The sequence below is a fragment of the Sphingomonas flavescens genome, assembly GCF_030866745.1.
In the GTDB taxonomy this organism is placed as follows: domain Bacteria; phylum Pseudomonadota; class Alphaproteobacteria; order Sphingomonadales; family Sphingomonadaceae; genus Sphingomicrobium; species Sphingomicrobium flavescens.
The window spans coordinates 2,601,865-2,623,617 of the sequence record NZ_CP133016.1 but is presented as its reverse complement, the minus strand read 5'-3'; the positions used below and the strand labels follow the sequence as shown (position 1 = coordinate 2,623,617).

The 21,753-nt window shown below is 63.3% G+C and carries 25 protein-coding genes and 1 tRNA gene; 8 read left to right on the top strand and 18 right to left on the bottom strand.

Features of this window, described 5'->3' with window-relative positions; genetic code table 11:
• Positions 1 to 46 precede the first annotated feature (46 nt).
• A complete protein-coding gene (locus tag QU596_RS13505; RefSeq protein ID WP_308516149.1) occupies positions 47 to 1,102 on the top strand; it encodes a hypothetical protein in 1,056 nt (351 codons plus the stop codon).
• On the opposite strand, the gene QU596_RS13500 is transcribed toward QU596_RS13505, so the two are convergent.
• The 3 genes from QU596_RS13500 to QU596_RS13490 all read right to left on the bottom strand — a co-directional run bounded on the left by QU596_RS13500 (position 1,099) and on the right by QU596_RS13490 (position 3,666).
• On the bottom strand, positions 1,099 to 2,427 hold the full coding sequence (locus QU596_RS13500; protein ID WP_308516147.1) for a hypothetical protein: 1,329 nt from the start codon (positions 2,425 to 2,427) through the stop codon (positions 1,099 to 1,101). The genes QU596_RS13505 and QU596_RS13500 overlap by 4 nt on opposite strands.
• Before the next feature lie 9 nt (positions 2,428 to 2,436).
• Positions 2,437 to 3,471, bottom strand: coding sequence for an integrase (locus QU596_RS13495; RefSeq protein WP_308516146.1), 1,035 nt, complete (start codon positions 3,469 to 3,471; stop codon positions 2,437 to 2,439).
• 120 nt (positions 3,472 to 3,591) lie between these two features.
• Positions 3,592 to 3,666 (bottom strand) — tRNA-Val (locus tag QU596_RS13490).
• Between the two features lie 166 nt (positions 3,667 to 3,832).
• On the opposite strand from QU596_RS13490, the gene QU596_RS13485 reads away from it, so the two are divergent.
• Positions 3,833 to 4,057, top strand: a complete 225-nt coding sequence (locus tag QU596_RS13485; RefSeq protein WP_308516144.1) for a hypothetical protein — start codon at positions 3,833 to 3,835, stop codon at positions 4,055 to 4,057.
• A 15-nt stretch (positions 4,058 to 4,072) separates the two neighbouring features.
• On the opposite strand, the gene cpdR is transcribed toward QU596_RS13485, so the two are convergent.
• Positions 4,073 to 4,450, bottom strand: coding sequence for a cell cycle two-component system response regulator CpdR (cpdR, locus tag QU596_RS13480; RefSeq protein ID WP_308516142.1), 378 nt, complete (start codon positions 4,448 to 4,450; stop codon positions 4,073 to 4,075).
• A 113-nt stretch (positions 4,451 to 4,563) separates the two neighbouring features.
• Between cpdR and QU596_RS13475 the strand changes: the two genes are divergently transcribed.
• Entirely contained in the window at positions 4,564 to 5,400 is an 837-nt protein-coding gene (locus QU596_RS13475) for an N-formylglutamate amidohydrolase (RefSeq protein WP_308516140.1), read from the top strand.
• 1 nt (position 5,401) lies between these two features.
• Here QU596_RS13475 and QU596_RS13470 read toward each other — a convergent pair whose 3' ends face one another.
• Positions 5,402 to 6,193 (bottom strand): SapC family protein, encoded by a 792-nt coding sequence (locus QU596_RS13470; RefSeq protein ID WP_308516138.1) that lies wholly within the window; start codon positions 6,191 to 6,193, stop codon positions 5,402 to 5,404.
• Between the two features lie 191 nt (positions 6,194 to 6,384).
• Here QU596_RS13470 and QU596_RS13465 point away from each other — a divergent pair, with 191 nt between their 5' ends.
• From QU596_RS13465 to yghU, 3 genes are all read left to right on the top strand, one after another.
• A complete protein-coding gene (locus QU596_RS13465) occupies positions 6,385 to 6,819 on the top strand; it encodes a hypothetical protein (RefSeq protein WP_308516137.1) in 435 nt (144 codons plus the stop codon).
• A 133-nt stretch (positions 6,820 to 6,952) separates the two neighbouring features.
• Positions 6,953 to 8,272 carry a DEAD/DEAH box helicase gene (locus QU596_RS13460; RefSeq protein WP_308516136.1) on the top strand — a complete coding sequence of 440 codons (1,320 nt, stop codon included), beginning with the start codon at positions 6,953 to 6,955 and terminating at the stop codon, positions 8,270 to 8,272.
• 84 nt (positions 8,273 to 8,356) lie between these two features.
• Positions 8,357 to 9,262, top strand: coding sequence for a glutathione-dependent disulfide-bond oxidoreductase (yghU, locus tag QU596_RS13455; RefSeq protein ID WP_308516135.1), 906 nt, complete (start codon positions 8,357 to 8,359; stop codon positions 9,260 to 9,262).
• On the opposite strand, the gene tgt is transcribed toward yghU, so the two are convergent.
• The 9 genes from tgt to QU596_RS13410 form a co-directional block, all read right to left on the bottom strand.
• Positions 9,259 to 10,386 (bottom strand): tRNA guanosine(34) transglycosylase Tgt, encoded by a 1,128-nt coding sequence (tgt, locus tag QU596_RS13450; RefSeq protein WP_308516134.1) that lies wholly within the window; start codon positions 10,384 to 10,386, stop codon positions 9,259 to 9,261. The genes yghU and tgt overlap by 4 nt on opposite strands.
• Before the next feature lie 50 nt (positions 10,387 to 10,436).
• Complete coding sequence (locus QU596_RS13445) at positions 10,437 to 10,931, bottom strand: P-loop NTPase family protein (protein ID WP_308516133.1); 495 nt, start codon at positions 10,929 to 10,931, stop codon at positions 10,437 to 10,439.
• A 35-nt stretch (positions 10,932 to 10,966) separates the two neighbouring features.
• A complete protein-coding gene (gene queA, locus QU596_RS13440; RefSeq protein WP_308516132.1) occupies positions 10,967 to 12,022 on the bottom strand; it encodes a tRNA preQ1(34) S-adenosylmethionine ribosyltransferase-isomerase QueA in 1,056 nt (351 codons plus the stop codon).
• A gap of 12 nt (positions 12,023 to 12,034) precedes the next feature.
• On the bottom strand, positions 12,035 to 12,556 hold the full coding sequence (locus tag QU596_RS13435) for a peptidylprolyl isomerase (RefSeq protein WP_308516131.1): 522 nt from the start codon (positions 12,554 to 12,556) through the stop codon (positions 12,035 to 12,037).
• 92 nt (positions 12,557 to 12,648) lie between these two features.
• Positions 12,649 to 13,140, bottom strand: a complete 492-nt coding sequence (gene coaD / locus QU596_RS13430; RefSeq protein ID WP_308516130.1) for a pantetheine-phosphate adenylyltransferase — start codon at positions 13,138 to 13,140, stop codon at positions 12,649 to 12,651.
• A 9-nt stretch (positions 13,141 to 13,149) separates the two neighbouring features.
• Entirely contained in the window at positions 13,150 to 14,064 is a 915-nt protein-coding gene (locus QU596_RS13425; RefSeq protein WP_308516128.1) for a polyprenyl synthetase family protein, read from the bottom strand.
• Positions 14,054 to 14,305: an exodeoxyribonuclease VII small subunit gene (locus QU596_RS13420; RefSeq protein WP_308516127.1), complete on the bottom strand. Its 252-nt coding sequence runs from the start codon at positions 14,303 to 14,305 to the stop codon at positions 14,054 to 14,056. Before QU596_RS13420 ends, QU596_RS13425 begins: the two co-directional genes overlap by 11 nt.
• A gap of 39 nt (positions 14,306 to 14,344) precedes the next feature.
• Positions 14,345 to 15,049, bottom strand: coding sequence for a DUF1013 domain-containing protein (locus tag QU596_RS13415; protein WP_308516125.1), 705 nt, complete (start codon positions 15,047 to 15,049; stop codon positions 14,345 to 14,347).
• 96 nt (positions 15,050 to 15,145) lie between these two features.
• Positions 15,146 to 16,111 (bottom strand): NAD(P)H-quinone oxidoreductase, encoded by a 966-nt coding sequence (locus QU596_RS13410; protein WP_308518005.1) that lies wholly within the window; start codon positions 16,109 to 16,111, stop codon positions 15,146 to 15,148.
• A gap of 67 nt (positions 16,112 to 16,178) precedes the next feature.
• On the opposite strand from QU596_RS13410, the gene QU596_RS13405 reads away from it, so the two are divergent.
• A complete protein-coding gene (locus QU596_RS13405) occupies positions 16,179 to 16,379 on the top strand; it encodes a DUF1192 domain-containing protein (RefSeq protein WP_308516123.1) in 201 nt (66 codons plus the stop codon).
• Positions 16,380 to 16,527: 148 nt separating this feature from the next.
• Complete coding sequence (clpA, locus tag QU596_RS13400; RefSeq protein ID WP_308516122.1) at positions 16,528 to 18,873, top strand: ATP-dependent Clp protease ATP-binding subunit ClpA; 2,346 nt, start codon at positions 16,528 to 16,530, stop codon at positions 18,871 to 18,873.
• Positions 18,874 to 18,918: 45 nt separating this feature from the next.
• Here the strand turns inward: clpA and QU596_RS13395 are convergent, their stop codons facing one another.
• The 4 genes from QU596_RS13395 to QU596_RS13380 all read right to left on the bottom strand — a co-directional run bounded on the left by QU596_RS13395 (position 18,919) and on the right by QU596_RS13380 (position 21,724).
• Entirely contained in the window at positions 18,919 to 19,797 is an 879-nt protein-coding gene (locus tag QU596_RS13395; RefSeq protein ID WP_308516121.1) for an aldo/keto reductase family oxidoreductase, read from the bottom strand.
• A 99-nt stretch (positions 19,798 to 19,896) separates the two neighbouring features.
• Positions 19,897 to 20,187 carry a hypothetical protein gene (locus QU596_RS13390; protein ID WP_308516119.1) on the bottom strand — a complete coding sequence of 97 codons (291 nt, stop codon included), beginning with the start codon at positions 20,185 to 20,187 and terminating at the stop codon, positions 19,897 to 19,899.
• Between the two features lie 86 nt (positions 20,188 to 20,273).
• Positions 20,274 to 21,056: a DUF899 domain-containing protein gene (locus tag QU596_RS13385; RefSeq protein ID WP_308516118.1), complete on the bottom strand. Its 783-nt coding sequence runs from the start codon at positions 21,054 to 21,056 to the stop codon at positions 20,274 to 20,276.
• Positions 21,057 to 21,187: 131 nt separating this feature from the next.
• Complete coding sequence (locus tag QU596_RS13380; RefSeq protein WP_308516117.1) at positions 21,188 to 21,724, bottom strand: SRPBCC family protein; 537 nt, start codon at positions 21,722 to 21,724, stop codon at positions 21,188 to 21,190.
• Positions 21,725 to 21,753: the final 29 nt, after the last annotated feature.

The following is a 21,753-nucleotide window of genomic DNA, read 5'->3' as shown; positions in this document are numbered from 1 at the left end:
ACGTAAGGGCCTTAGGTACAGGTTGTGGAGTGGGAGCGACGCAGTTGTGAGTAGTCAAAACCTCGACCACACGCTCCAGTTGGATGCTGTTTATTACGCGTCCCCGATACCTCGAAACCTAGCGACGCTGGTCGCGCTCGGCGGCATTTTCGATCAAGTGCATTTCCCGGGCGTCTACCTTCCTCGGGGAGATTATGATCGTGCGGCGTGGAAAGCGGAGATTGAACGCATTGCATCCTTGAACCTGCGTGACCGGGACAGTCAGGTTCTGCTGGGTATGATGAAGTTCGCCGAGACAGCCGAGAAGCTCGACGGCTTCTTAGTCTTTGATCGGGCAAGGGAAGCAGACCTCGATGATCAGCAAGCCGACGAAGAGCTTGTTAATAACATCTATGAGGCCGTTTGGGGCCCTCCGCGCGAAGGCTTCACCCCCGTCTTCTCGACTTGGCACCACAAGGGCATCCCCGGTAGCGAAGAGCATCTCACCTACCCCGGGGATTATTACTACGAGGCCGGGGCGCTACTCAAAGCGAGCGCGAAAGGCTTGCCCCTGATGAGTGATGCGCCGGGGTTGCCAATCCCCGGAGTGAAAACAGATGACCTGAGCGATGCCAAGGCGTTGTCTGCGTTCCTAGCTCTTGAAACGATGAAGGTAGTACTGCCCGACCTACCGCTTCTTAGGCCCGAGGACCTGATGGAGTTCCGAGAAGCTAACCAATCTCACTTGCGCGCGTTTCGTAGAGCTATGCTCCGTTATGCAGGTGAGTGGAAAGGGAAGCTGGCCGGGGTGTCCGCCGAAGACCTAGCCCGCGAAACCGATTTCTTAATTCAAACGGAAATCGTACCTGCGTTGGATGAGCTTAGGCAGCTCGCCAACGACCCCGCGCGGCCATGGTACAAGAGAGCGATCGACGGTGTTCGCATCCTCCCGTCCGTCGCAACCAAGTGCTTCACAATGTCGCCCGGTGCAGCCTTAGCCCAAGTGCTGTTAGCCTACGCCCCGCAGTTCTTTGATGAACTCGCAGCGAAGGGTCAGAAGCAGCAGCAGGTTAGGCGAAGCGGCCTATACTACCTTTTGCAGGTGCAAGCCGCCGCCAGCTAAGCTGCCGAGGGATTACGCTCCGGCACCCTGAACGGAGCGATTGCTGCGTCAGGCTCCCCAACCTTGATAGTGATCATATCATCCCGACCATCCGGGTCCTGCTCAAGGGACAAGGACACAGGCAATCTGCCCTCGGCGAGCCAACGCTCGAACGGGTTAGGAAAGCGATCATTGTCCGGCGGTTCACTCATGGAGCGCCAGCGTTGCAGGCTGTTAAGTTCGGCATGACTGCGCTTGCCTGCCAACACTTCCATGAGCAGCCTTGAGCTGATTGTCAGCGACCTGCTCGACATCGTGTAACCTCCATGTTTGCCCCAGCCGAAACCACGCTCACGCGCGCGGAGGGCGGCGTTGACCGGCATCTCCTTTGGCTCGGGCATCCGCCCGGCCATGTCCCGGAAAATCTGTTCAAGGCTGGAGCTTTCGGCCAAGCCACGCTGCGCCACTAGGTTGAACGCCAGCTTCCTTTCCCGGTCTCGGGCATCCCATGTCGGCGGGCTTTCCTTGACCGAAACCGTAAGCACGAAGTGGACCGACGAGTTCTGCCTAAGGAACTCCGCGGCGATCTTTCGTTCGGTAAAGCCCCTGTCCGACTGCGGAGTAGCCGGGCGCAACGTCTGGGTGTCGCCATCGCAAACAATCACACCCTTTAGGCCACTTATACCCTTTAGCTTCTTGGCCTTCAGCTTCAGCGCATTGAACAAAGGGTTCCGCGTCAGTGATCGCGGCTGGTCGTACGATGGATAAGAGATGTTATTGAACCGCTCGCCCTCGACCTTGGCGCTGAAGCACACTCCAGGCTCGTTGATGTCACAGACTAGGACCGTTGCGCCCGACGCAAGTTGCTCTCTGAAGATTGGTTCGACCCTCTTGCGAACAAAGGCCGCGATGTCCTTACGGTCAGGGAGCAGCAGCCTTGTGTGCTCTCCAGAAGCGGAGACAGCCCGCTCGCTTTCGATGCGGAGGGATAGTCCCCCGATTGGCAATCCTAGGCGGGTCTTACAGGCTTCCAGTGCTTCGGAAAGCTCACGGACGGGGTTGCTATCATCAAGCCCACTGTCGGACACGCAGGTCACGTCTGCTACGAAGGCGACCCCATCACTGTTTGCGAACGAGATGTCGGGCTGTTTCCCGGTTGATTGCGCCCGCTCGTACTCCAAGGTGCCGAGCCCCGACAGAGCATGGAGAATGACCACCTCCCACATCGTGGGAAGGCGCGCGGGCGAAGCGTCATTGAGGCGCTCAACTAACTTCTGCATCCCCTCATCGGGAATGACATCAAGCTCGTCCAAGCACTTCTGGATGGTCCGGCGCGTGTAAATCATCGCGTGCAACTATGCCGCGACTTCGCCCGAATAAGAAGGCTGCTGCCAGCCGCGACCTTGCAGCTTTGCTGCTAAATCGGCAGGCCGTAGGTTCACGTACCGGAACAGCATCCGGGGGTCTTTATGGCCACTTACCAATGCCACCTCCGGCAGCGTCAGCCCCATCTCGCAGAGCCGGGAAATGGCCTCATGGCGTAGGTCGTGGAAATGAAGGTCCACAAGCCCTGCCCGGTCTCGCGCCCGCTCCCACGCCTGTTTGAGGGCTTCCATGGTGATCGGGAACACGGCGCCACGGAGAAGCTCGGGACGCAGCCGTTGGAGGACCGCCAAAGCTCCATCCAGTAGCGGGATGGTACGCGGCACTCCGGTCTTACTGTCGGCGATGTAGGCCGTCCGCTGTAGCCAGTTCACCTGCTCCCAGCGCAGCGCCAGTATCTCGCCACGGCGCATCGCAGTGTGGATGGCGAACTCAACTACCGGGGCAACCACCGGATTGCGGGTGCGTAGCAGAGCGTTTTGTAGCCGCTCATATTCACCCGGCCCGAGCCGCCTGTCCCTCGCGTTGGCCAGCTTAGGACGCTTCACGCGGTCTAGCGGATTGCTGAGCAGGTCCATATCCCATTCCCGCCGCGCAACCTCCAAGGCGTGCCGGATAAGACCAAGCTCCCGATGAACGGTACCAGCCTTTACTTTGGCAAGGCGAGCTGTGCGGTAATCGGCGAAGACCTTGGGGGTCAGATCAGCAAGCGGTAGGTCACAGAAGGCTTGCTCGCGTAGCACCTTCTTGAGCCGCGCAGCTTCTGTGTACTCGCTGTCTTTGGTCGGGGTGACTTCCTTTAGGTACCGTTCGATCAGGTGCCTTAGCGTTGTCCCCTTGAGTATCTTGAGGTTGATGGGAGCAAGCGCGCGGTCGATGCGCCCTTCCTGTTCACGCGCCCATGCTTGAGCTTCCGCCTTAGTGAGCAGCGTCCGCGTCTGTTGCGGGTAGCCCTTGCGCCTGATCTGTACGCTCCAGCCATTCTTACGCTTGGTGATTGTGGCCACTTAAACCTCGCTGTGTTCGATTTGTGTTCAGCGAGCGTCAGGACCCCAACCGTTGACCCCATGCAGACGCATGAAGCCGGGCTAAGCCTTGGCTTTTAAAGGGCTATTCCAGAAGGAAAATGGTGGGCGTGGCAAGGATTGAACTTGCGACCCCTGCGATGTCAACACAGTGCTCTACCACTGAGCTACACGCCCACTCAGCGCGGCTCTCTAGGGGGAGCGACGCGGGTGCGCAAGCCGCCATTATCCTTCAGCGCAGTGCGCTTCGGCTAAACCCTCAAGTGCTTTATTATTTATGTGAAGGCGCTGTCACCGAATCGATGCTTTTCTACAATACCTTGGGAAACCAAAGGATTGGGGCATGACGGGCATGACGGGGCAAGCGAACATCACCAAGTGCGAGTTGGAGCGCGAGACGCTCTATCACCGCAACCGGGCAGCTGAAGAAGCGCGCCGGGCGCTCGATGCCTGTAATCCCTACGCGCGCAGCTGCCATGAGGCACTGTCGACACTCCATGCCGAAGCGTCTCAGCGGCTCGAGGGAATTGCGAGACTGCGGGCGGAGGTTCGCACCCGCGTTGGCTGACGAATAAGCGCTCGTTTAGAGCCGGCCGTGCTGATCCTCGGTCTGGAACATCCGGTCCACTTCAAGGACCAGGTCTTTGAGGTGGAACGGCTTTGACAACAGCTTCGCTTCGGGAGCTGTACGCCCGCCTTGCAGCGCGACGGCGGCAAAGCCGGTAATGAACATGACGCGGATCGCCGGGTCGATCGCGCTGGCCTTTTGCGCGAGTTCGATGCCGTCCATTTCGGGCATGACGATATCGGTCAGCAACAAATCGAACTGCTGGGACTCCAGCAACGGCATGGCTTCGGTCCCGCAGCCCACCGCTTCAACGTCGTAACCGACCCGCTGCAACGCACGCTGCAGATACTCGCGCATCGAAGTGTCGTCTTCGGCTAACAGGATTCTCGCCATGGCTCTCTCTATGCGCTGCAACAGTGCGTTTTGCCAGAAGCGTTTGGCGCGTTCGTGCGTTGCAGCCGCTCTCAGAGAATCCTAAACTGGCACGGATTTTAACCTAGAGCCTCGTGAGCAAGCTCCTTCCTCCCATCATCCATGAACCGCGCGGCGACCTTCCCGTGCTGCTCTCGGTACCGCATTCGGGACGCGAATATCCCGACTGGCTCGTCGCACTTTCAAGCGGCGGCAAGCCCGCCCTGACGACGCTCGAGGACCCTTTGGTCGACCGCCTGGTCTGGCGCGCCCTCCAGCGGGGCTGCGGCGCGGTAATCGCGCGGTCGCCGCGCGCCGCGGTCGATTGCAACCGGGCGGAGGATGAAATCGACCCGTCGGTCATCGACGGCGCCCGCCGCGGGCGCGTCAGTGCGCGGGCCCGGGGCGGACTCGGGATCGTCCCGGCCCGCACGCAGGCGCATGGCTATCTGTGGCGACGCGCGATTTCGCCAAAGCAGCTCGACGAGCGATTGAGCCAGGCTCACCGCCCGTATCACGAAGCGGTCGAGGCGCAGCTTTCACTCCTGATAGACCGCTTCGGCTGCGCGCTCCTGCTGGATTGCCATTCGATGCCGCCGCCGCCCGCCGGGGTCGGCTCGATCATCTTCGGGGACTGCCGCGGCCAGACCGCCGATGGCTGGCTGCCTAGCGCGGCGCTGTCGATCGCCCAGAAATCAAAGTTTACCGCCGGCCTGAACGACCCATTTGCTGGCGGGCACATCATCGACCGCCATTCGGCACCCGCGCGCGGCCTGCACGCCTTGCAGATCGAGATCGACCGCCGCTGCTATCTCGACAAGGCTGGCAAGCCGAGCCGCGGGTTCGACCGCGTCGCCACACTGATCGAGACTTTGGCCGTTGACCTCGGGCAGGAGTTACTCGGGCGGCAGTTCGCGACCGCCGCCGAATAGCCTAGACGATCGCGTCGGAAACCTGCGGCATCAGGCTCGGCGCCTTGCCCTGCTGCATCTGCCGCGCGAAAATGTCGCGCATCTGCGAGAGCGAGAACAGGTGCGCGTAAATCAGAGGCAGCATGCCGTTCTGGTTCATCTTGCGCAGTTCGTCGCCGCGGAGATTCCGGATCTTCTCTTCGTCGACCATGCGGAAGCCGCGATAGACGAACGGCTGGTCGAAGCCCTCGGGCTGAATGGCGACTTCGCCGTCCATTAGCAGGTCCGACTTCACCAGGTCCTCGACGAAGGCATTGGTGCGCAGGCCCGCCGCTTCGAACTGCTCGCAGAACTCCAGGATCGCCTTGGTCGCGCCGCTCGGCTCGTTGCCGTCGAACAGCGGTTCGCCATCTTCGAAATCGCCGACCGCGCCGGAAGTCGAATCATAGCATAGCGATAGTTCGTCGCTGTCCGGCCGCAGCTTGGCGAGCAAGAAGGGATAGCGGCGCAGGTAAGCCGGGATGTAAAGGTTGGGATCGGTCGAGCGACCGTTCTCGTCGAGGAACACATTGGTGCCCTCGTTCAGTCCCATCAGCGCGATCGGCAACGGCGTCTCGCCAACTGCGAAGACGATCGGGAAATGACGCTGCACGAGCGTGAATTCGTCGACCGTCACCGGGACCGCATGCGTCTGCCCGACTTCCGGCATGCTCTGGATGCCGCGAACCTTCATCTTGCCGTGCTGATCGAGGTTAAGCGGCTCGATCGTCTTGTAAAACAGCGGCAGGTTCTCGTTCGGGGCGGCGGTCGCCATTGAATAACTCTCCTGGGGTCTGGTCTTCCAGCCGAGCCCTGGCGCGGGCTTGCTGATAATCGTGCGAAGCGCCTCTATTGGCCTCGCCCCGTGAAGGCAAGTTACGCCGGACAGGCGCTTCTCGACACAACCCAGTTCATTGAACATTCAAGGCATTGCTGCAAACCCGCTGCCATGGGGACGGGCTGTCAGTGACTTCGGTCGCAATCTGGAATTTGCTGCCGCTGCTGGTGGGCCTGTTTGGTGCGCAGCCGGGGTCGGTCGGGCAGAGCGTCACGCGTCTGATCGTGCAGGACGAGGTGATCCTGCGCATTCCGGTCCAACCGCGCCCGTTGATCCGCAACTTTCAGTGGGTCGAAAAGAAAGGCCCGAAATGTATCCCGGCTGGGAGCATCCAGCGCGCCCTGTTATCCGGTTCTGAGCAAGTGGACTTCATCCTCGGCGACCGAACCCGCATCCGCGCCCAATTCGACGAGGATTGTCCGGCGCTCGATTTTTACGGCGGCTTTTACCTCCAGCCAGAGGATGAGCGGCTTTGCGCGCACCGCGATGCAGTGCATTCGCGCATGGGCGGAAGCTGCCGGATCGAGCGATTCAAGCAATTGGTGCCGAAATTCAGAGACTAGCGCCGGGTTGATCGCACCGAATGAGACCCCACATTCCTTGACAAGCGCTGAACCTGCGGCATAGCCGCGCTGCGCGCGTTCGCCGCACCGGCCGTTGAGAAGCCGCGGCGCCACTCTTTTATCCGGAACCTGCATGACTTTTGCCGATATCGGCCTTTCCGACCAGTTGCTCGCCGCCGTCAACGACAGCGGTTACGACGAGCCCACGCCTATCCAGCGCGCTGCCATTCCGTCCGTCCTGATGGGTAAGGACCTGATCGGCATTGCCCAGACGGGTACCGGCAAGACCGCGGCGTTCGTGCTGCCGATGCTCGACATCCTTCACCACGGCCGCAGCCGCGCCCGCATGCCCCGCTCCCTCATCCTCGAGCCGACGCGCGAGCTTGCGATGCAGGTCGCCGAGAATTTCGAGAAATACGGCAAGTATCAGAAGCTCTCGATGGCGCTCCTCATCGGCGGCGTGCAGATGGGCGACCAGGTCAAGGCGCTCGAGAAGGGCGTGGACGTCCTGATCGCGACGCCGGGTCGCCTGATGGACCTGTTCGGCCGGGGCAAGATCCTGCTCACCGGCTGCGAACTGCTGGTGATCGACGAAGCCGACCGCATGCTCGACATGGGCTTCATCCCGGACATCGAGGAAATCTGCTCGAAGCTCCCGAAGAGCCGGCAGACCCTGCTGTTCTCGGCGACCATGCCGCCCGTCATCAAGAAGCTGGCCGACAAGTTCCTCAACGATCCCAAAAGGGTCGAGGTGGCGCGGCCGGCGACGGCCAACGTCAACATCGAGCAGCGCCTGGTCGAGGTTCGCCCCGACAAGAAGAAGGATGCGCTGCGCGACATCCTGCGCGAGGAAGATCTCAAGAACTGCATCGTCTTCGCCAACCGTAAGACGACGGTCCGCGAGTTGACGACGAGCCTGAAGCGCTCCGGCTTCGCAGTCGGCCAGATCCAGGGCGACATGGATCAGTCCGCACGCATCGCCGAATTCGACCGCTTCAAGACGAACGAAATCAACGTCCTGATCGCTTCAGACGTCGCCGCGCGCGGTCTCGACGTCAAAGGCGTCAGCCACGTCGTCAATTTCGACGTGCCGTGGCAGCCGGACGATTACGTGCACCGCATCGGCCGCACCGGACGCGCGGGCATGAAGGGCATCGCCTACACGCTCGGCACCCGCGCCGATGGCGAAGCGATCGAGCGCATCGAAAAGCTGATCGGACACAAGATTCCGCGCGTCGGTGCCAAGGTCGAGGCGGAGCCTCAGGCCGAAGAGAAAAAGGCTGCCAAGCCCGCCAGGGAGCCGAAAGCTGCGAAGCCCGCATCGAAGCGAGCAGCCGTTGCGCCCACGGACGAACCGGCCCAAGCGCCGCTCGAGCGCACGCCAGTCGTCGAGGACATCTCGAACGACTGGAACGGCCCGATGCCGAGCTTCCTGTCGGTCAGCGCGGGCTAAAGTCGCGGGCACATTGCTGACACTGGAAAGCGTCGGCGCCGGTTCCTAGCTGCACCCTCGGCTGTGCAAGACGAAGGAACCTCTATGACCGCGATGCCCTACGTTCCCCCCAAGGTCTGGACCTGGGAGCAGCCCAGCGGCGGCCAGTTCGCCAGTATCAATCGCCCGATTGCCGGCGCGACCCACGACAAGGAGCTGCCAGTCGGCAAGCATCCGTTCCAGCTTTACTCGCTGGCCACGCCGAACGGGCAGAAGGTGTCGATCATGCTCGAGGAACTGCTCGAGCGCGGTCATGCGGGCGCGGAATACGACGCATGGCCGATCCGCATCGGCGATGGCGACCAATTCGGCAGCGGCTTCGTCGACGTCAATCCCAATTCGAAGATCCCCGCGCTCGTCGACCGCAGCGGCGCGGAGCCTGTTCGCGTGTTCGAATCCGGCGCGATCCTCGTCTACCTCGCGGAGAAGTTCGGAGAATTCCTGCCGGACAGCGGCGCCGAGCGGGCCGAGACGCTTTCCTGGCTGTTCTGGCAGATGGGCAGCGCGCCCTTTCTGGGCGGCGGGTTCGGGCACTTCTTCGCCTACGCACCCGAGAAGTTCGAATATCCGATCAACCGCTACGCGATGGAAGCGAAGCGGCAGTTCGACGTCCTCGACCGTCAACTCACGGACAACGAGTTCATCGCCGGCGCGGACTATTCCATCGCCGATATTGCGATCTGGCCCTGGTACGGCGGCGTCGCGCTGAACCGCACCTACGAAGGCGCGGGCGAATTCCTCGCGGTGCATGAGTATAAGAACCTCGTCCGCTGGGCGAAGCAACTCGACGCCCGCCCCGCGGTGAAACGCGGCCGCATCGTCAACAAGCTATCGGGCGATCCTTCGGAGCAGCTGCACGAGCGCCACGACGCCAGCGACTTCGGCCTGCGCACCCAGGACAAGCTCCAGGCTCGCGACGAAACCGAAGCGGTCAAGGACGACGCGATTTAGGTTTTTCGCCGGTAGCGCTGCAGGAACTCGCTCGCGAACGCTTGCAGCCGCTGCCCCGCGATCGCGTCGCGCAACGCCTGCATCAGGCGCTGGTAAAACCATAGATTGTGCTGGGTCATCAGCATGGCGCCGAGGATCTCGCCTGACCGCACCAAGTGATGCACGTACGCCCGGCTGTAGGTCGTGCACGCCGGGCACGGACAACCTTGCTCGATCGGTTCCGGATCCTCACCGAACCGCGCGTTGCGCATGTTGATCGGCCCGTCCGCCGTGAACGCCTGCCCGGTCCGGCCCGAGCGCGTCGGCAGCACACAATCGAACATGTCGATCCCGCGCACCACAGCCTCGACGATGTCATCGGGCTTGCCGACGCCCATCAGGTAACGCGGCTTGTCCGCCGGCAGCATGTCGACCGCGAAGTCGAGGCAGCCGAGCATCGCCTCCTGCCCCTCGCCCACCGCCAGCCCGCCGACGGCATGACCGTCGAAGCCGATGTCGATCAATCCATCTGCCGACGCCTGCCGCAGGTCGCGATCCAGCGCGCCCTGCTGAATGCCGAAGATCGCCGCACGCTCCGCATGCGCGCCGCCGCGGTCGAATTCGTCGCGCGAGCGCCGCGCCCAGCGGATCGACCGTTCCATCGCTTCCCGCTGCGCCTCCACTGTCGAGGTAGTGGGCACCAGCTGATCGAACTGCATGATGATATCGCTGTCGAGCAGTCGCTGCACCTCGATCGATCGCTCGGGGCTGAGCATGTGCCGCGACCCATCGAGATGGCTGGCGAAGGCGACGCCCTCCTCGCTGACCTTGGTCAGTTCGCTCAGGGACATCACCTGGTAGCCGCCACTGTCGGTCAGGATCGGACGCTCCCAGCCCATGAAGCCGTGCAGCCCGCCCAGCTTCGCCACCCGCTCCGCCCCCGGCCGAAGCATGAGATGATAGGTATTGCCGAGAATGATGTCCGCGCCCGCCGCGCGCACCTCCTCCGGCCGCATCGCCTTGACCGTCGCCGCCGTCCCCACCGGCATGAACGCCGGCGTCCGGATCTCGCCGCGCTGCATGGCGATCGCGCCGGTGCGGGCGGCGCCGTCGGTGGCGGCGATCGAAAAGGAGAAGCGGGTCACAAGAGGCGCTTAGCGAACGTGCTTGCTCGCGCAACGGCGTTCCCGTTCCTTCAGTGGCTCGGACTGTCTCTCCAACCTCGACAGTATCGGCTGATCAAGCTCCACGCCACGCACCAGAATAGAGCGAGCAAAAGAGCCGGAGAAACAAACGAGCGATGCGAAATAATCGGATCGACCATTGATGCGACAACCAGAGCAGCGGCCGACATCAACCAAACGGTTTCTGCTCTTAACTCAGAGCGTCGTGCTTCATTTGGTCTGGAGCGAAACCTGCCGGAAAAGATGATCACGGAAATCGCGAGTGTAAAGGCAGCAGCGGGCGCGAGTCCCCACTCGCCTTTCCTCCAGCAGACGAGCAGGATCATGACCGTAAACCCTGCAAACTTGGCCCCTAGACCATGAGACGCCTGGATCTCCTTAACGCGATGCAGGCGATGATCCTCTGAAACCTGCCTTGCCATCTTCTTAAGCACTAAGAACAACGGGATGGCGAACAATGCGCACATCACCAGCGTCAGACGTATCAGGACCCAGACGTCATACATCGGATCTAGATAGCACGCTGATTATTGAGATCGCCCTAAGCCGTGGAATGTTTTGAAGGCCGGCTGTTCGGCAGCAACAGGCTTCCGTCGCCATATGAGTAAAAGCGATATCCCTCGGCGATCGCGTGCGCATACGCCGTCTGCATCACGTCCAGCCCCATCAGCGCGCTGACCAGCATGAACAGGGTCGACTTAGGCAGATGGAAGTTGGTTATCAGTCCCTCGATCGCCTTGAAGCGATAGCCCGGCGTGATGAAGATCGCGGTGTCGCCTTCGAATGGCTGGATCATGCCATCCTCGCTGGCCGCGCTTTCGAGCAGGCGCAGACTGGTCGTGCCGACCGCGATCACACGGCCGCCCTTGGCACGCACCGCGTTGAGCCGGTCGGCGGTGGCCTGGTCGATCCGGCCCCATTCGGCGTGCATCTTGTGGTCTACGGTGTCGTCGGCCTTGACCGGCAGGAACGTTCCGGCACCGACGTGCAGCGTCAGCGTCTCGCGCCCGACCCCGCGCGCATCGAGCGCTTCGAGAAGTCGCGGCGTGAAATGTAGAGCGGCGGTAGGTGCCGCCACCGCCCCTTCCTCGCGCGCAAACATGGTCTGGTAATCGGCGCGGTCAGTCTCGTCGGTCTCGCGCTTCGAGGCGATGTACGGCGGCAGCGGCATTCGCCCAGCTCGCTCCAGGAGGACCTCGACCGGCTCTTCCCCATGAAAGTGGAGCAGCGCCGATCCATCAGGCGCCTTCTCGACCACCGACGCCATTACCTGCGCGCCAAAATCTATCGTGTCCCCGACCCGCGCCCGTTTCGCATTGCGCAGGAATGCCTGCCATTCCCGCGGCCCTTCCCGCTTGTGCAACGTGGCGCCAATGGCTGCCTCTCCGCGCTTGCCCTCGAGCTGCGCCGGAATGACCTTGGTATCATTGAAAATCAGGACGTCACCGGGCCGCAGCAGGTTCGGCAAGTCCATCACCTGCCGATCCGCGATCCGATCACCCTCGACCAGCAGCAACCGCGCGCTATCCCGCGGACGCGCCGGACGAAGCGCGATCAGTTCAGACGGTAGCTCGAAATCAAAGAGGTCGACGCGCATGGCGCCGTCCGCTTAGCCGCCCAGATAGGCTCTCACAATTTTCGTCGGCTCGGCCGGCGGTTCGCCCGGCGCGATCGCGTCGACGGCGTCCATCCCGGCAACGACGCGGCCCATCACGGTATACTTGTTGTCGAGGTCGGGCCGCGGCGCGAAGCAGATGAAGAACTGGCTGTTCGCCGTATCCTTGTCTTCGGCCCGCGCTGCCGCGAAGCCGCCGCGCAGGAACGGAATTCCGGTAAACTCAGCCTTCAGGTCGGGCAGGTCGGATCCGCCCGACCCGTTGCCCTTGGGATCGCCTCCCTGTGCCATAAAGCCGGGTATGACCCGGTGGAATGTCAGCCCGTTGTAGAACCCGCGGCGCACCAAGGTCTGGATCCGCTCGACGTGGTGCGGCGCAAGGTCCGGCCGCATCACGATTTCGACCTTGCCGCCGTTGGAAAGCTCCAGGAAGAGATGGTTCGCCGGCACCGCGGCCACTTCCGCAGGCGCGACCAAGCTCGGCATCGTCGGCACCGGCGCGGGCTTTGCCGCCATCAAACCGAAAGCCGCCAACGGCAGCGCGAACGACATGACCTTCAATTCATCCCTCCCGATACGGATTGCGCACTGGCGCAGCCTCGATTTCCTTAGCGTGAACCGCCATCCAGGTGGCCGCGAACGTCGGCGGCGACGGCCGGCGTCACGAACTTGTCGATGCAGCCACCAAAGCGCGCGATTTCCTTGACCAGCTTGGACGCGATCGGCTGCAAGGAAACGTCGGCCATCAGGAAGACCGTCTCGATTTCATCGTTCAGCTTCTGGTTCATGCCCGCCATCTGAAATTCATATTCGAAGTCGGCGACCGCGCGGAGGCCACGCAGGATCGCCGTGGCACCCTGCTGTTCCGCGAAATCCATCAGCAAGGAGCCGAACTCCACGACCTCGATATGGCCGGAAATGTCCGCCACCTCGCGTTTGACCATCGCCAGCCGTTCCTCGACGGAGAACATCGGCTCCTTGGACGGGTTGGTAGTCACGCCGACGACCAGCTTGTCGACCAGGTGCGCACCGCGGCGGATGATGTCGAGATGGCCTAGCGTGATCGGGTCGAACGTGCCCGGGTAAACGGCAACCTTCATAATGCCCCCTTAGTGATCGCGCTCGACCGCGAAGCGCGCAATCGCACGGAGCAGATCGGCTTCCTCGCCATGTTCGGACAGATGCTCGATGGCCTGGTCGACCAGCATTCGCGCTTGCTGCCGGGCGCGATCTTCGCCGAGCAGCGAGACAAACGTCGCTTTTCCCGCGTCCGCGTCCTGTCCCACGGGCTTGCCCGCGGCTGCGGCATCGCCGCCATGGTCGATCAGGTCGTCGGCAATCTGGAACGCCAGGCCAACGTTCCGCGCATAGCCGCGATAAGGCGTCCGCGCCTCTTCGGGGAGCTTGGCCATGATGCATGCCGCCTCGACGGAATATTCGATCAACGCACCAGTCTTCAGCTGCTGAAGGCGCGTGATCTGCGCGAGATCGAGCGACCTCCCCTCCGCATCCAGATCCATCATCTGCCCACCGGCCATCCCCGAGGGCCCCGCGGCGCGCGCCAGCTCCAGCACCAGGTCTGACCGCACCCACGGGTCCTCGTGCGTCGCCTGATCCGCCAGCCATTCAAATGCGAGGGCATGTAGGCTGTCACCGGCAAGCACGGCCTCCGCCTCCCCAAACGCCTTGTGCACCGTCGCCTTGCTCCGCCGCGTGTCCGCGTCGTCCATGCAGGGAAGGTCGTCGTGGATCAGCGAGTAAACATGGATCGCCTCAATCGCGCAGCCAACCCGCAGCGCCCGTGCGCGATCGACCGCGAACAACCGCGAGGCCGCAATCGTCAGCAGCGGCCGCAGCCGCTTGCCGCCGCCGATCGCCGCATGGCGCATGGCTTCGAACAGGCGCTCACGCCCGTCCGGCTCGGACTGCAGGGATTGCTCGAAGAAACGGTCGACGTCGGCGCCGACCTGCGCGGCTTCCGCGTTCAGCTCCTCAAAGAGCCTGTCGGCAACCTCAACCGGCATCGAAGGGCTTCAGCCCCGCGGGCTTGCCATCGCTGCCGAACGCGATCTGGTCGATCCGCGCCTGCGCGTCTTTCAGGCGCGCTTCACAGTGCCGCTTCAGCCGGTCGCCTTCCTGGTACAGCTCGATCGAACGGTCGAGCGGCGCCTCGCCCTTTTCCAGGGTACGAACTATTTCCTCGAGCCGCGACAGCGCTGCTTCGAAGCTCAATTGGCTGACGTCGGTTTCGGCAACAGTGGCCATGGTTCGACTGTGGTCTGCGAAAAGCTGCGAATCAACCGCTTAGGCGGCCGGCGTATTCTTGAACGGGTCGCGAATGCCGGGGAAGATTTCGTCCGCCAGCTTGTCGCCATCTGCGTCCGAAAGCGCCGCCTCGGCATCGCGCGCGTGCTGCTCGCGTTCCGTACGCAACTGCTCGATCAGTGCCTCACGATCGCTGTCGAAGCGCGTGTCGGTCGGCGCCTGGATACCGGCTGCCTTCGCCGCCTTGGCGACCGCGGCGTCCAGTTCGCGCTGCGTCGTCAGGCCCAGCGTCACCGGATCCTTCGGCGTGATGTTCGCCATGTTCCAGTGGCTGCGGTCGCGGATGGCGGCGATCGTCGTCCGCGTCGTGCCGATCAGCTTGCTGATCTGGCCGTCGCTCACTTCCGGGTGGTTCTTGATGATCCAGGCGATGCCGTCCGGCTTGTCCTGGCGCTTGCTGACCGGCGTGTAGCGCGGGCCCTTCGTGCGGCGGACCTCTTCCGGCGCACGGTGCATCTGCAGCTTGTGATCGGGGTCGCCCTGACCCTTTTCGATTTCCTCGTGCGTCAGCTCGCCGGCGCGGATCGGGTCGCGGCCGGTCAGCTTGGTCGCTGCGGTGTCGTCGGCGATCGCCTGAACTTCGAGAATGTGAAGGCCGCAGAACTCGGCAATCTGCTCGAAGGTCAGCGACGTATTGTCGACCAGCCAGGCGGCGGTCGCGTGGGGCATCAGGGGCTGGGCCACTGTCATTCTCCCGGGACTGGAAACAAATAGGGCCGCCCCTTCACGGAGCGGCCAGCTTGCCGGCGATGTAGCTACAGCCGCTGCCGGGAGCAAGCGTTAGTGCCGTATCTCCAGCACGATCTTTCCGACATGGTCGCCGCTTTCCATGCGCGCATGCGCCGCCGCTACGTCGTCGAACGGGAAGACGCTGTCGATGACCGGGCGAAGCCGCCCGCCTTCGACGTATGGCCACACCGTGCGCGCGAGTTCGTCGGCGACCATCGTCTTGAACTCGACCGAGCGCGGCCGCAGCGTCGATCCCGTCAGCGTCAATCGCCGCCGCATGATGTCGAAGATGGGGATTTCCGCGCTCGCGCCCCGCTGGACCGCGATCGACACATGCCGTCCGTCCTCCGCTAGGCACGCGAGATTGCGCGGCACATAGTCGCCGCCGACCATGTCGATCACAACATCGACGCCGCGCCGCCCGGTGATGCGGTGCACCTCCTCCACAAAATCCTGGACCTTGTAGTTGACCGCTTCCACCGCACCCAGTTCACGTGCCTGGGCGCACTTGTCCTCCGATCCGCAAGTGACGATCGTCTTCAGCCCGAACAGCTTGCCGAGCGCGATCGCCATTGTCCCGATCCCGCTGGTGCCGCCGTGGATCAACACCCAGTCGCCATCCGCGGCGAAGCCCCGTTCGAACAAATTAATCCAGACGGTGAAGAGTGTCTCGGGCATGGCCGCAGCTTCCACCACGGGCAGCGCGCGAGGGATGGGCAGCGCAACGCCCGCCGCAGCGACACAATATTCGGCATAACCGCCACCCGCGACCAGGGCGCAGACCTTTTGCCCGATCATCGCTGCGGAACCGCCGGCAACAACCTCACCCGCAATCTCCAGACCGAGGATGTCTGGCGCGCCCGGCGGCGGCGGATACATGCCTTTGCGCTGCAGGACGTCCGGCCGGTTGATGCCCGCGGCGGCCACCTTGATCAGAATCTCGCCCGCGCGGGGGTGCGGCACGGGCCGCTCGACGATCGCCATCCCGCCTGACCCGTCGGCGACGACTGCGCGCATGCTTGAAGGCAGGCCGGTCACGCATGGCTTATTGACTTGCCCGCGTGGAGGGTCAACGATTCAGACCATGGACCTGGAAGACCTCTTCCCCAGCAAGCCCGGCGATCCGCTGGTCGAGCTTGGCAAGCAGGACCTCGATCCGATGTCGATGGACGAGCTTCACGCCCGCATCGAAACGCTGAAGGCCGAAATCGGCCGGGTTGAATCGCACATGCAGCGTGCCCAGATTCACCGCTCAGCTGCCGAAGAGCTGTTCAAGAAGCCGTGACCGTCGCGGCCATTCACGCCGCGACAACCTCTGCCTGCGATATTCTGTTGAAAACACAGGCGCACGCCCTTGATTGGCGCGAAGGCCCGTATGACATTGATTTCAAAGCCCGCGGGCTTCCGCCGCGGGAGCGGGAGTACATCCTCTAATGCCCAGTTTCGCTCGCGAACTCGAACAGACCCTTCACAATGCGCTGGGTGAAGCCAGCAAGCGCCGCCATGAATATGCGACCCTCGAGCACCTGCTGATCGCGCTCATCGACGACGAGCATGCCTCGAAGGTGATGACCGCCTGCGGCGTCAGCCGCGATGACCTGCGCGCCTCGGTGAAGCAGTATCTGGACAATGAGCTTGGGGCGCTCGTCGCCGACAGCACCACTGATCCCACGCCGACGAGCGGTTTCCAGCGCGTCGTCCAGCGCGCGATCCTGCACGTGCAATCATCCGGCCGCGATGAGGTGACCGGCGCCAACGTTCTCGTTGCACTCTTCTCCGAGCGCGAGAGCTACGCGGTCTATTTCCTGCAGCAGCAGGACATGAGCCGCCTCGATGCCGTGACCTATATCAGCCATGGCGTCGGCAAGGGCGACACCCCAGCCGAGCCGCGCGAAGTCAGCGGCACCGAGGAAAAGGCCGAAAAGGAAACCGCGGCCAAGAAGGAGTCCGCGCTCAAGCAATTCACCATCGACCTCAACGAGAAAGCGCGGACCGGCAAGGTCGACCCGCTGATCGGCCGCATGCCGGAGGTCGAGCGGACCGTGCAGATCCTCTGCCGCCGTTCGAAGAACAACCCGCTGTACGTGGGTGAGCCCGGCGTCGGCAAAACCGCCATCGCCGAGGGTCTCGCACGCAAGATCATTGAAGGCGACGTGCCCGACGTTCTCAAGCCGGCGACCATCTACTCGCTCGACATGGGCGCGCTGCTAGCCGGCACCCGCTACCGCGGCGACTTCGAGGAGCGGCTGAAGTCGGTCGTGTCGGAGCTGGAGAAGCTGCCGCACGCGATCCTCTTTATCGACGAAATCCATACGGTCATCGGCGCCGGCGCCACCTCCGGCGGCGCGATGGACGCGTCGAACCTGCTCAAGCCGGCGCTGTCCTCGGGCGCGATCCGCTGCATCGGGTCGACCACCTACAAGGAATTCCGCAACCATTTCGAAAAGGATCGCGCGCTGCTGCGCCGGTTCCAGAAGATCGACGTCAACGAGCCGACGATCGAGGACACGATCAAGATCATCGCCGGCTTGCGCTCCTCGTTCGAGGGCCATCATAACGTCAAATATACGGCGGACGCGATCAAGTCGGCGGTGGAGCTGTCGGCGCGCTACATCCACGACCGCAAGCTGCCGGACAAGGCGATCGACGTGATCGACGAGGTCGGCGCGATGCAGATGCTGGTGCCGCCGTCACGGCGCAAGAAGGTCATCACGCCCAAGGAAATCGAGGCCGTGGTCGCGACCATGGCGCGCATCCCGCCGAAGTCCGTCAGCGCCGACGACAAGGCGACGCTCGAACATCTCGAGGCCGACCTCAAGCGCGTCGTGTTTGGCCAGGACCTCGCGATCGAGAAGCTCGCCTCGGCAATCAAGCTCAGCCGCGCGGGCCTGCGCGATCCTGACAAGCCGATCGGCAATTATCTATTCTCGGGGCCCACCGGCGTCGGCAAGACCGAAGTCGCGCGTCAGCTCGCCTCGGTCATGGGCATCCCGCTCCAGCGCTTCGACATGTCGGAGTATATGGAGCGTCACTCGGTCAGCCGCCTGATCGGTGCGCCTCCGGGTTACGTCGGCTACGACCAGGGCGGCCTCCTGACCGATGCTGTCGACCAGCAGCCGCACAGCGTGCTCCTGCTCGACGAGATCGAAAAGGCGCACCCCGACCTGTTCAACATCCTGTTGCAGGTGATGGACAACGGCAAGCTGACCGATCACCACGGCAAGACGGTCGATTTCCGCAATACGATCCTGATCATGACGACCAACGCCGGCGCGTCAGACATGGCGCGTGAAGGGATCGGATTTGGCGCATCTAGCCGCGAGGACGTCCAGGAGGACGCAATCCGGAAGATGTTCACGCCAGAATTCCGCAACCGGCTAGATGCTGTCGTGCCATTTGCCTACCTGCCGCCAGCGGTCGTGGCGCGCGTGGTCGACAAGTTCATCCTTCAGCTCGAGCTGCAGCTGGCGGATCGCGGGGTGCATATCGAGCTCGACGACGAGGCGCGGCAGTGGCTGACCGACCGCGGCTACGACAAGCTTTACGGCGCGCGCCCGATGGGTCGCCTCGTGCAGGAGAAGATCAAGCAACCGCTCGCGGAAGAGCTGCTCTTCGGCAAGCTGGTCAACGGCGGCGAGGTCAAGGTCCGCATCAAGGACAACGCCCCGGCGTTCGAGATCGTGCCCGCGGCGCCCAAGCCGTCGAAGGCGAAGGCCAAGCCCAAGCCGAAGGGTGCCAAGAAGAAGGCCGACGGCGAGGAAGCCCCGGCCGCCGAATAATGGTCGCTCGAAAAAGGAAGGGCCGGGATTTTCCCGGCCCTTTTCTTATGCAGGGACCGCTCGCCCGATATGTTCGAGCCGGCCAATGACCTCTTCGGACAAGTCCAGCTCCGCCGCCGCCAGATTCTCGCGCAGGTGCGCGCGCGACGACGTTCCCGGGATCAGCAGGATGTTAGGCGACCGCTGCAGCAGCCAGGCCAGCGCCACCTGCATCGGCGTCGCGCCCAGCTCACGGGCAATGTTCGACAGCTCATCCGACTGCAGCGGCGTGAATCCGCCCAGCGGGAAGAAGGGCACGTAAGCGATGCCATCGCGCGCCAGATTGTCGATCAATCGCTCATCGTCGCGGCTGACCAGATTGTACTGGTTCTGCACGCAGACGATGTCGACGATGCTCCGCGCTTCCTCGACCTGCCGATGCGTCACGTTGCTGACGCCGATGTGCCGCACCAGTCCTTGTCGCTGCAGATCGGCCATCGCCTCCACCTGGTCAGCAATCGATCCTTCGCTCGGCCCATGCCCGTCGCCCATGATGCGCAGGTTCACGATTTCCATCGCTTCGAGGCCAAGCCGCTGCAGGTTGTCCCGCAATCCCTGCGCCAAATCCTCCGGCCGGTTCCACGGCAGCCATGCGCCCTTGTCGTCGCGCCGCGCCCCGAGCTTGGTTACCAGCACCAACTCGTCCGGATAAGGCGACAGCGCCTCGCGGATAATCTCGTTGGTTACGTGGGGCCCATAATAGTCGCTGGTGTCGATGTGATTGACACCGCTTTCGACCGCCTCGCGCAGCACGGCGATTGCCTCGTCGCGGTCGCGCGGCGGGCCGAACACGCCCTTCCCCGCCAGCTGCATGGCGCCATAGCCCATGCGATTGACCGTGCGGTCGCCAAGTTTGAAGGTTCCGGCGCTGCTGATGTCGACCATGTTCGCTCCCTTTTTGCTGGGTGCGCACATGGTGACCGGTACGAACGGTTGTTAGCGCACAGGCGGCAGGCCGCCGCAGCCGCGCGACCGGCAGCGGCCCTAGTTGCGGTCGTTCTCGTCTTTTGAGGCAAATGTCCGGTTGCTGCGGATACGCTCGAGCGTCGCCTGCGCCCCTCGCTCGAATTCGTCCCATTCTTCCTGCGTGCGGCAAACGCGGGACGGCATCAGCGACCCCGTCTCGACGCTCCGCTGGCACACCCGCTTCGACTTGCCGGTCACCACGATCTTGTTCTGCGGCTCCGCCGATGGCGCGGGCGCTGTCGCTGGCTGCGCGCCCGCAACCTGCATCAGCCCCGCCGCCAGCCCGACAGCCAAAAGGATCCTGATCATTGCCTTGCTCCTGCGCCGTTCAGGCCCCAAGAATCCGCTCAGGGCCGGCGGAAGGCAATGATCAACAGCTGATGATTTCCTGATCTTTACGCCTCGGCGTCGGCGCCCTTGTCGCGAAACGCCGCCTCACCCGCGTCCGACACTTCGACCCATTTCCGGTCAGGCTCGGTCTCCGCCGCGTAATTGTCGTGCCAGTTCCACCATTTGTACGTCGCTGTTTGCGGGTAGCCAGGCGGCGAATCCTCCCACAGCTCCTGCCGGCCGAGCGGGGTCAGGTCGAGATAGCTCCACACCGTCCCCATCGCTTCGTCGCCGCGGTTATTGACGAAATAGGTTCGAAAGATGCGCTCGCCGTCGCGGACGAAGACATTGTGCCCGTGCCACTCGTCGACGCCGAAGTCGGCGTCGAAGCTATCGGTGATCGTGTACCACGGCATTGCCCAGCCCATCCGCGCCTTGAGCCGTGCGATGTCCGGTTGCGGGGCTCGCGACACATAAGCCAGCGTCGTGTCCCGCGCGTTGAGATGCGCCAGATGCCCCACCTGGTCGGCGCCAAGCGAACAGCCGCGGCAGGCGTGATCGGGCCAGCCGAATACGCCGGGCTCGAAAAAGGCTCGGTAGACGATCAGCTGTGTCCGCCCTTCGAACATGTCGAGCAGGCTGATCCGCCCATCCGGCCCCTCGAACGCATAGTCCTTGTCGACCGCCAGCCACGGCATCCGCCGGCGCCGCGCGGCCATTGCGTCGCGTTCCCGCGTGAACGCCTTTTCGGCGGCCAGCATGTCGCGCCAGGCTGCCTCCCATTCGGTGGGCGAAACCGCCGCCGGATGGCTGGCCGGCAATGCTTCTCCGTTCAGCAGATCGGTCATCGTTTCTCTTTCCTTCCGCGCTTCCTCAGGCTGACCGCCAGCATGGCGAGCACGCCGCTTCCACCCGCTCCGCCGGCAGTCAGCCAGCCGAGCGTCGACAGACAGATCGGACACATAGTCTTGCTCCCGGCTTAGTCCCGCAGCGCCTTCGACACCGCCTCTCGCGACCGCGCATGAAGCGCCCAGAAATCGGGCACGCCGCGGCCCGCCAAGCGCTCCTGCAGCACCGTCAGGTGCGAATTCCAGCCGCTGCCGAAGTCCTGCGCTCCGGTGCCGCTGTCGATCCCGCGATGGGTCAGCACCAGGCGCGTCCGCTCGCCATCGGGCTGAAGCTCGTAGGTGACTGTCCCGTTCTTGCCGCCCTGGAACGTCGTCTCGAGCAGCCGCGGCGGATCGAAGCGCAGCACATGCTCGCTCCAGGTCTTGCCTTTGTAGGGCGCGTAGCTCTCCGGATATGGCACCTCTTCGTCCGACAGATTGTCGTGATCGTTGAGCAACTCGAAGTCCGCATCCGCGCGGGCGTCGGTGCCGCCCATGAACCACTGCTGCCGGAGGTCCGCCTCGGTCAGGTAACGCCAGACCTTGTCCACGGGCGCGTCGAGCAGCCGCTCGAGGCGGATGGCATCGGGAGCGATCCGTTCGACGGGCTTGGTCATCAGTTCAGCCATGTTCGATCTCCATTCTCGGGGCCGCGTCG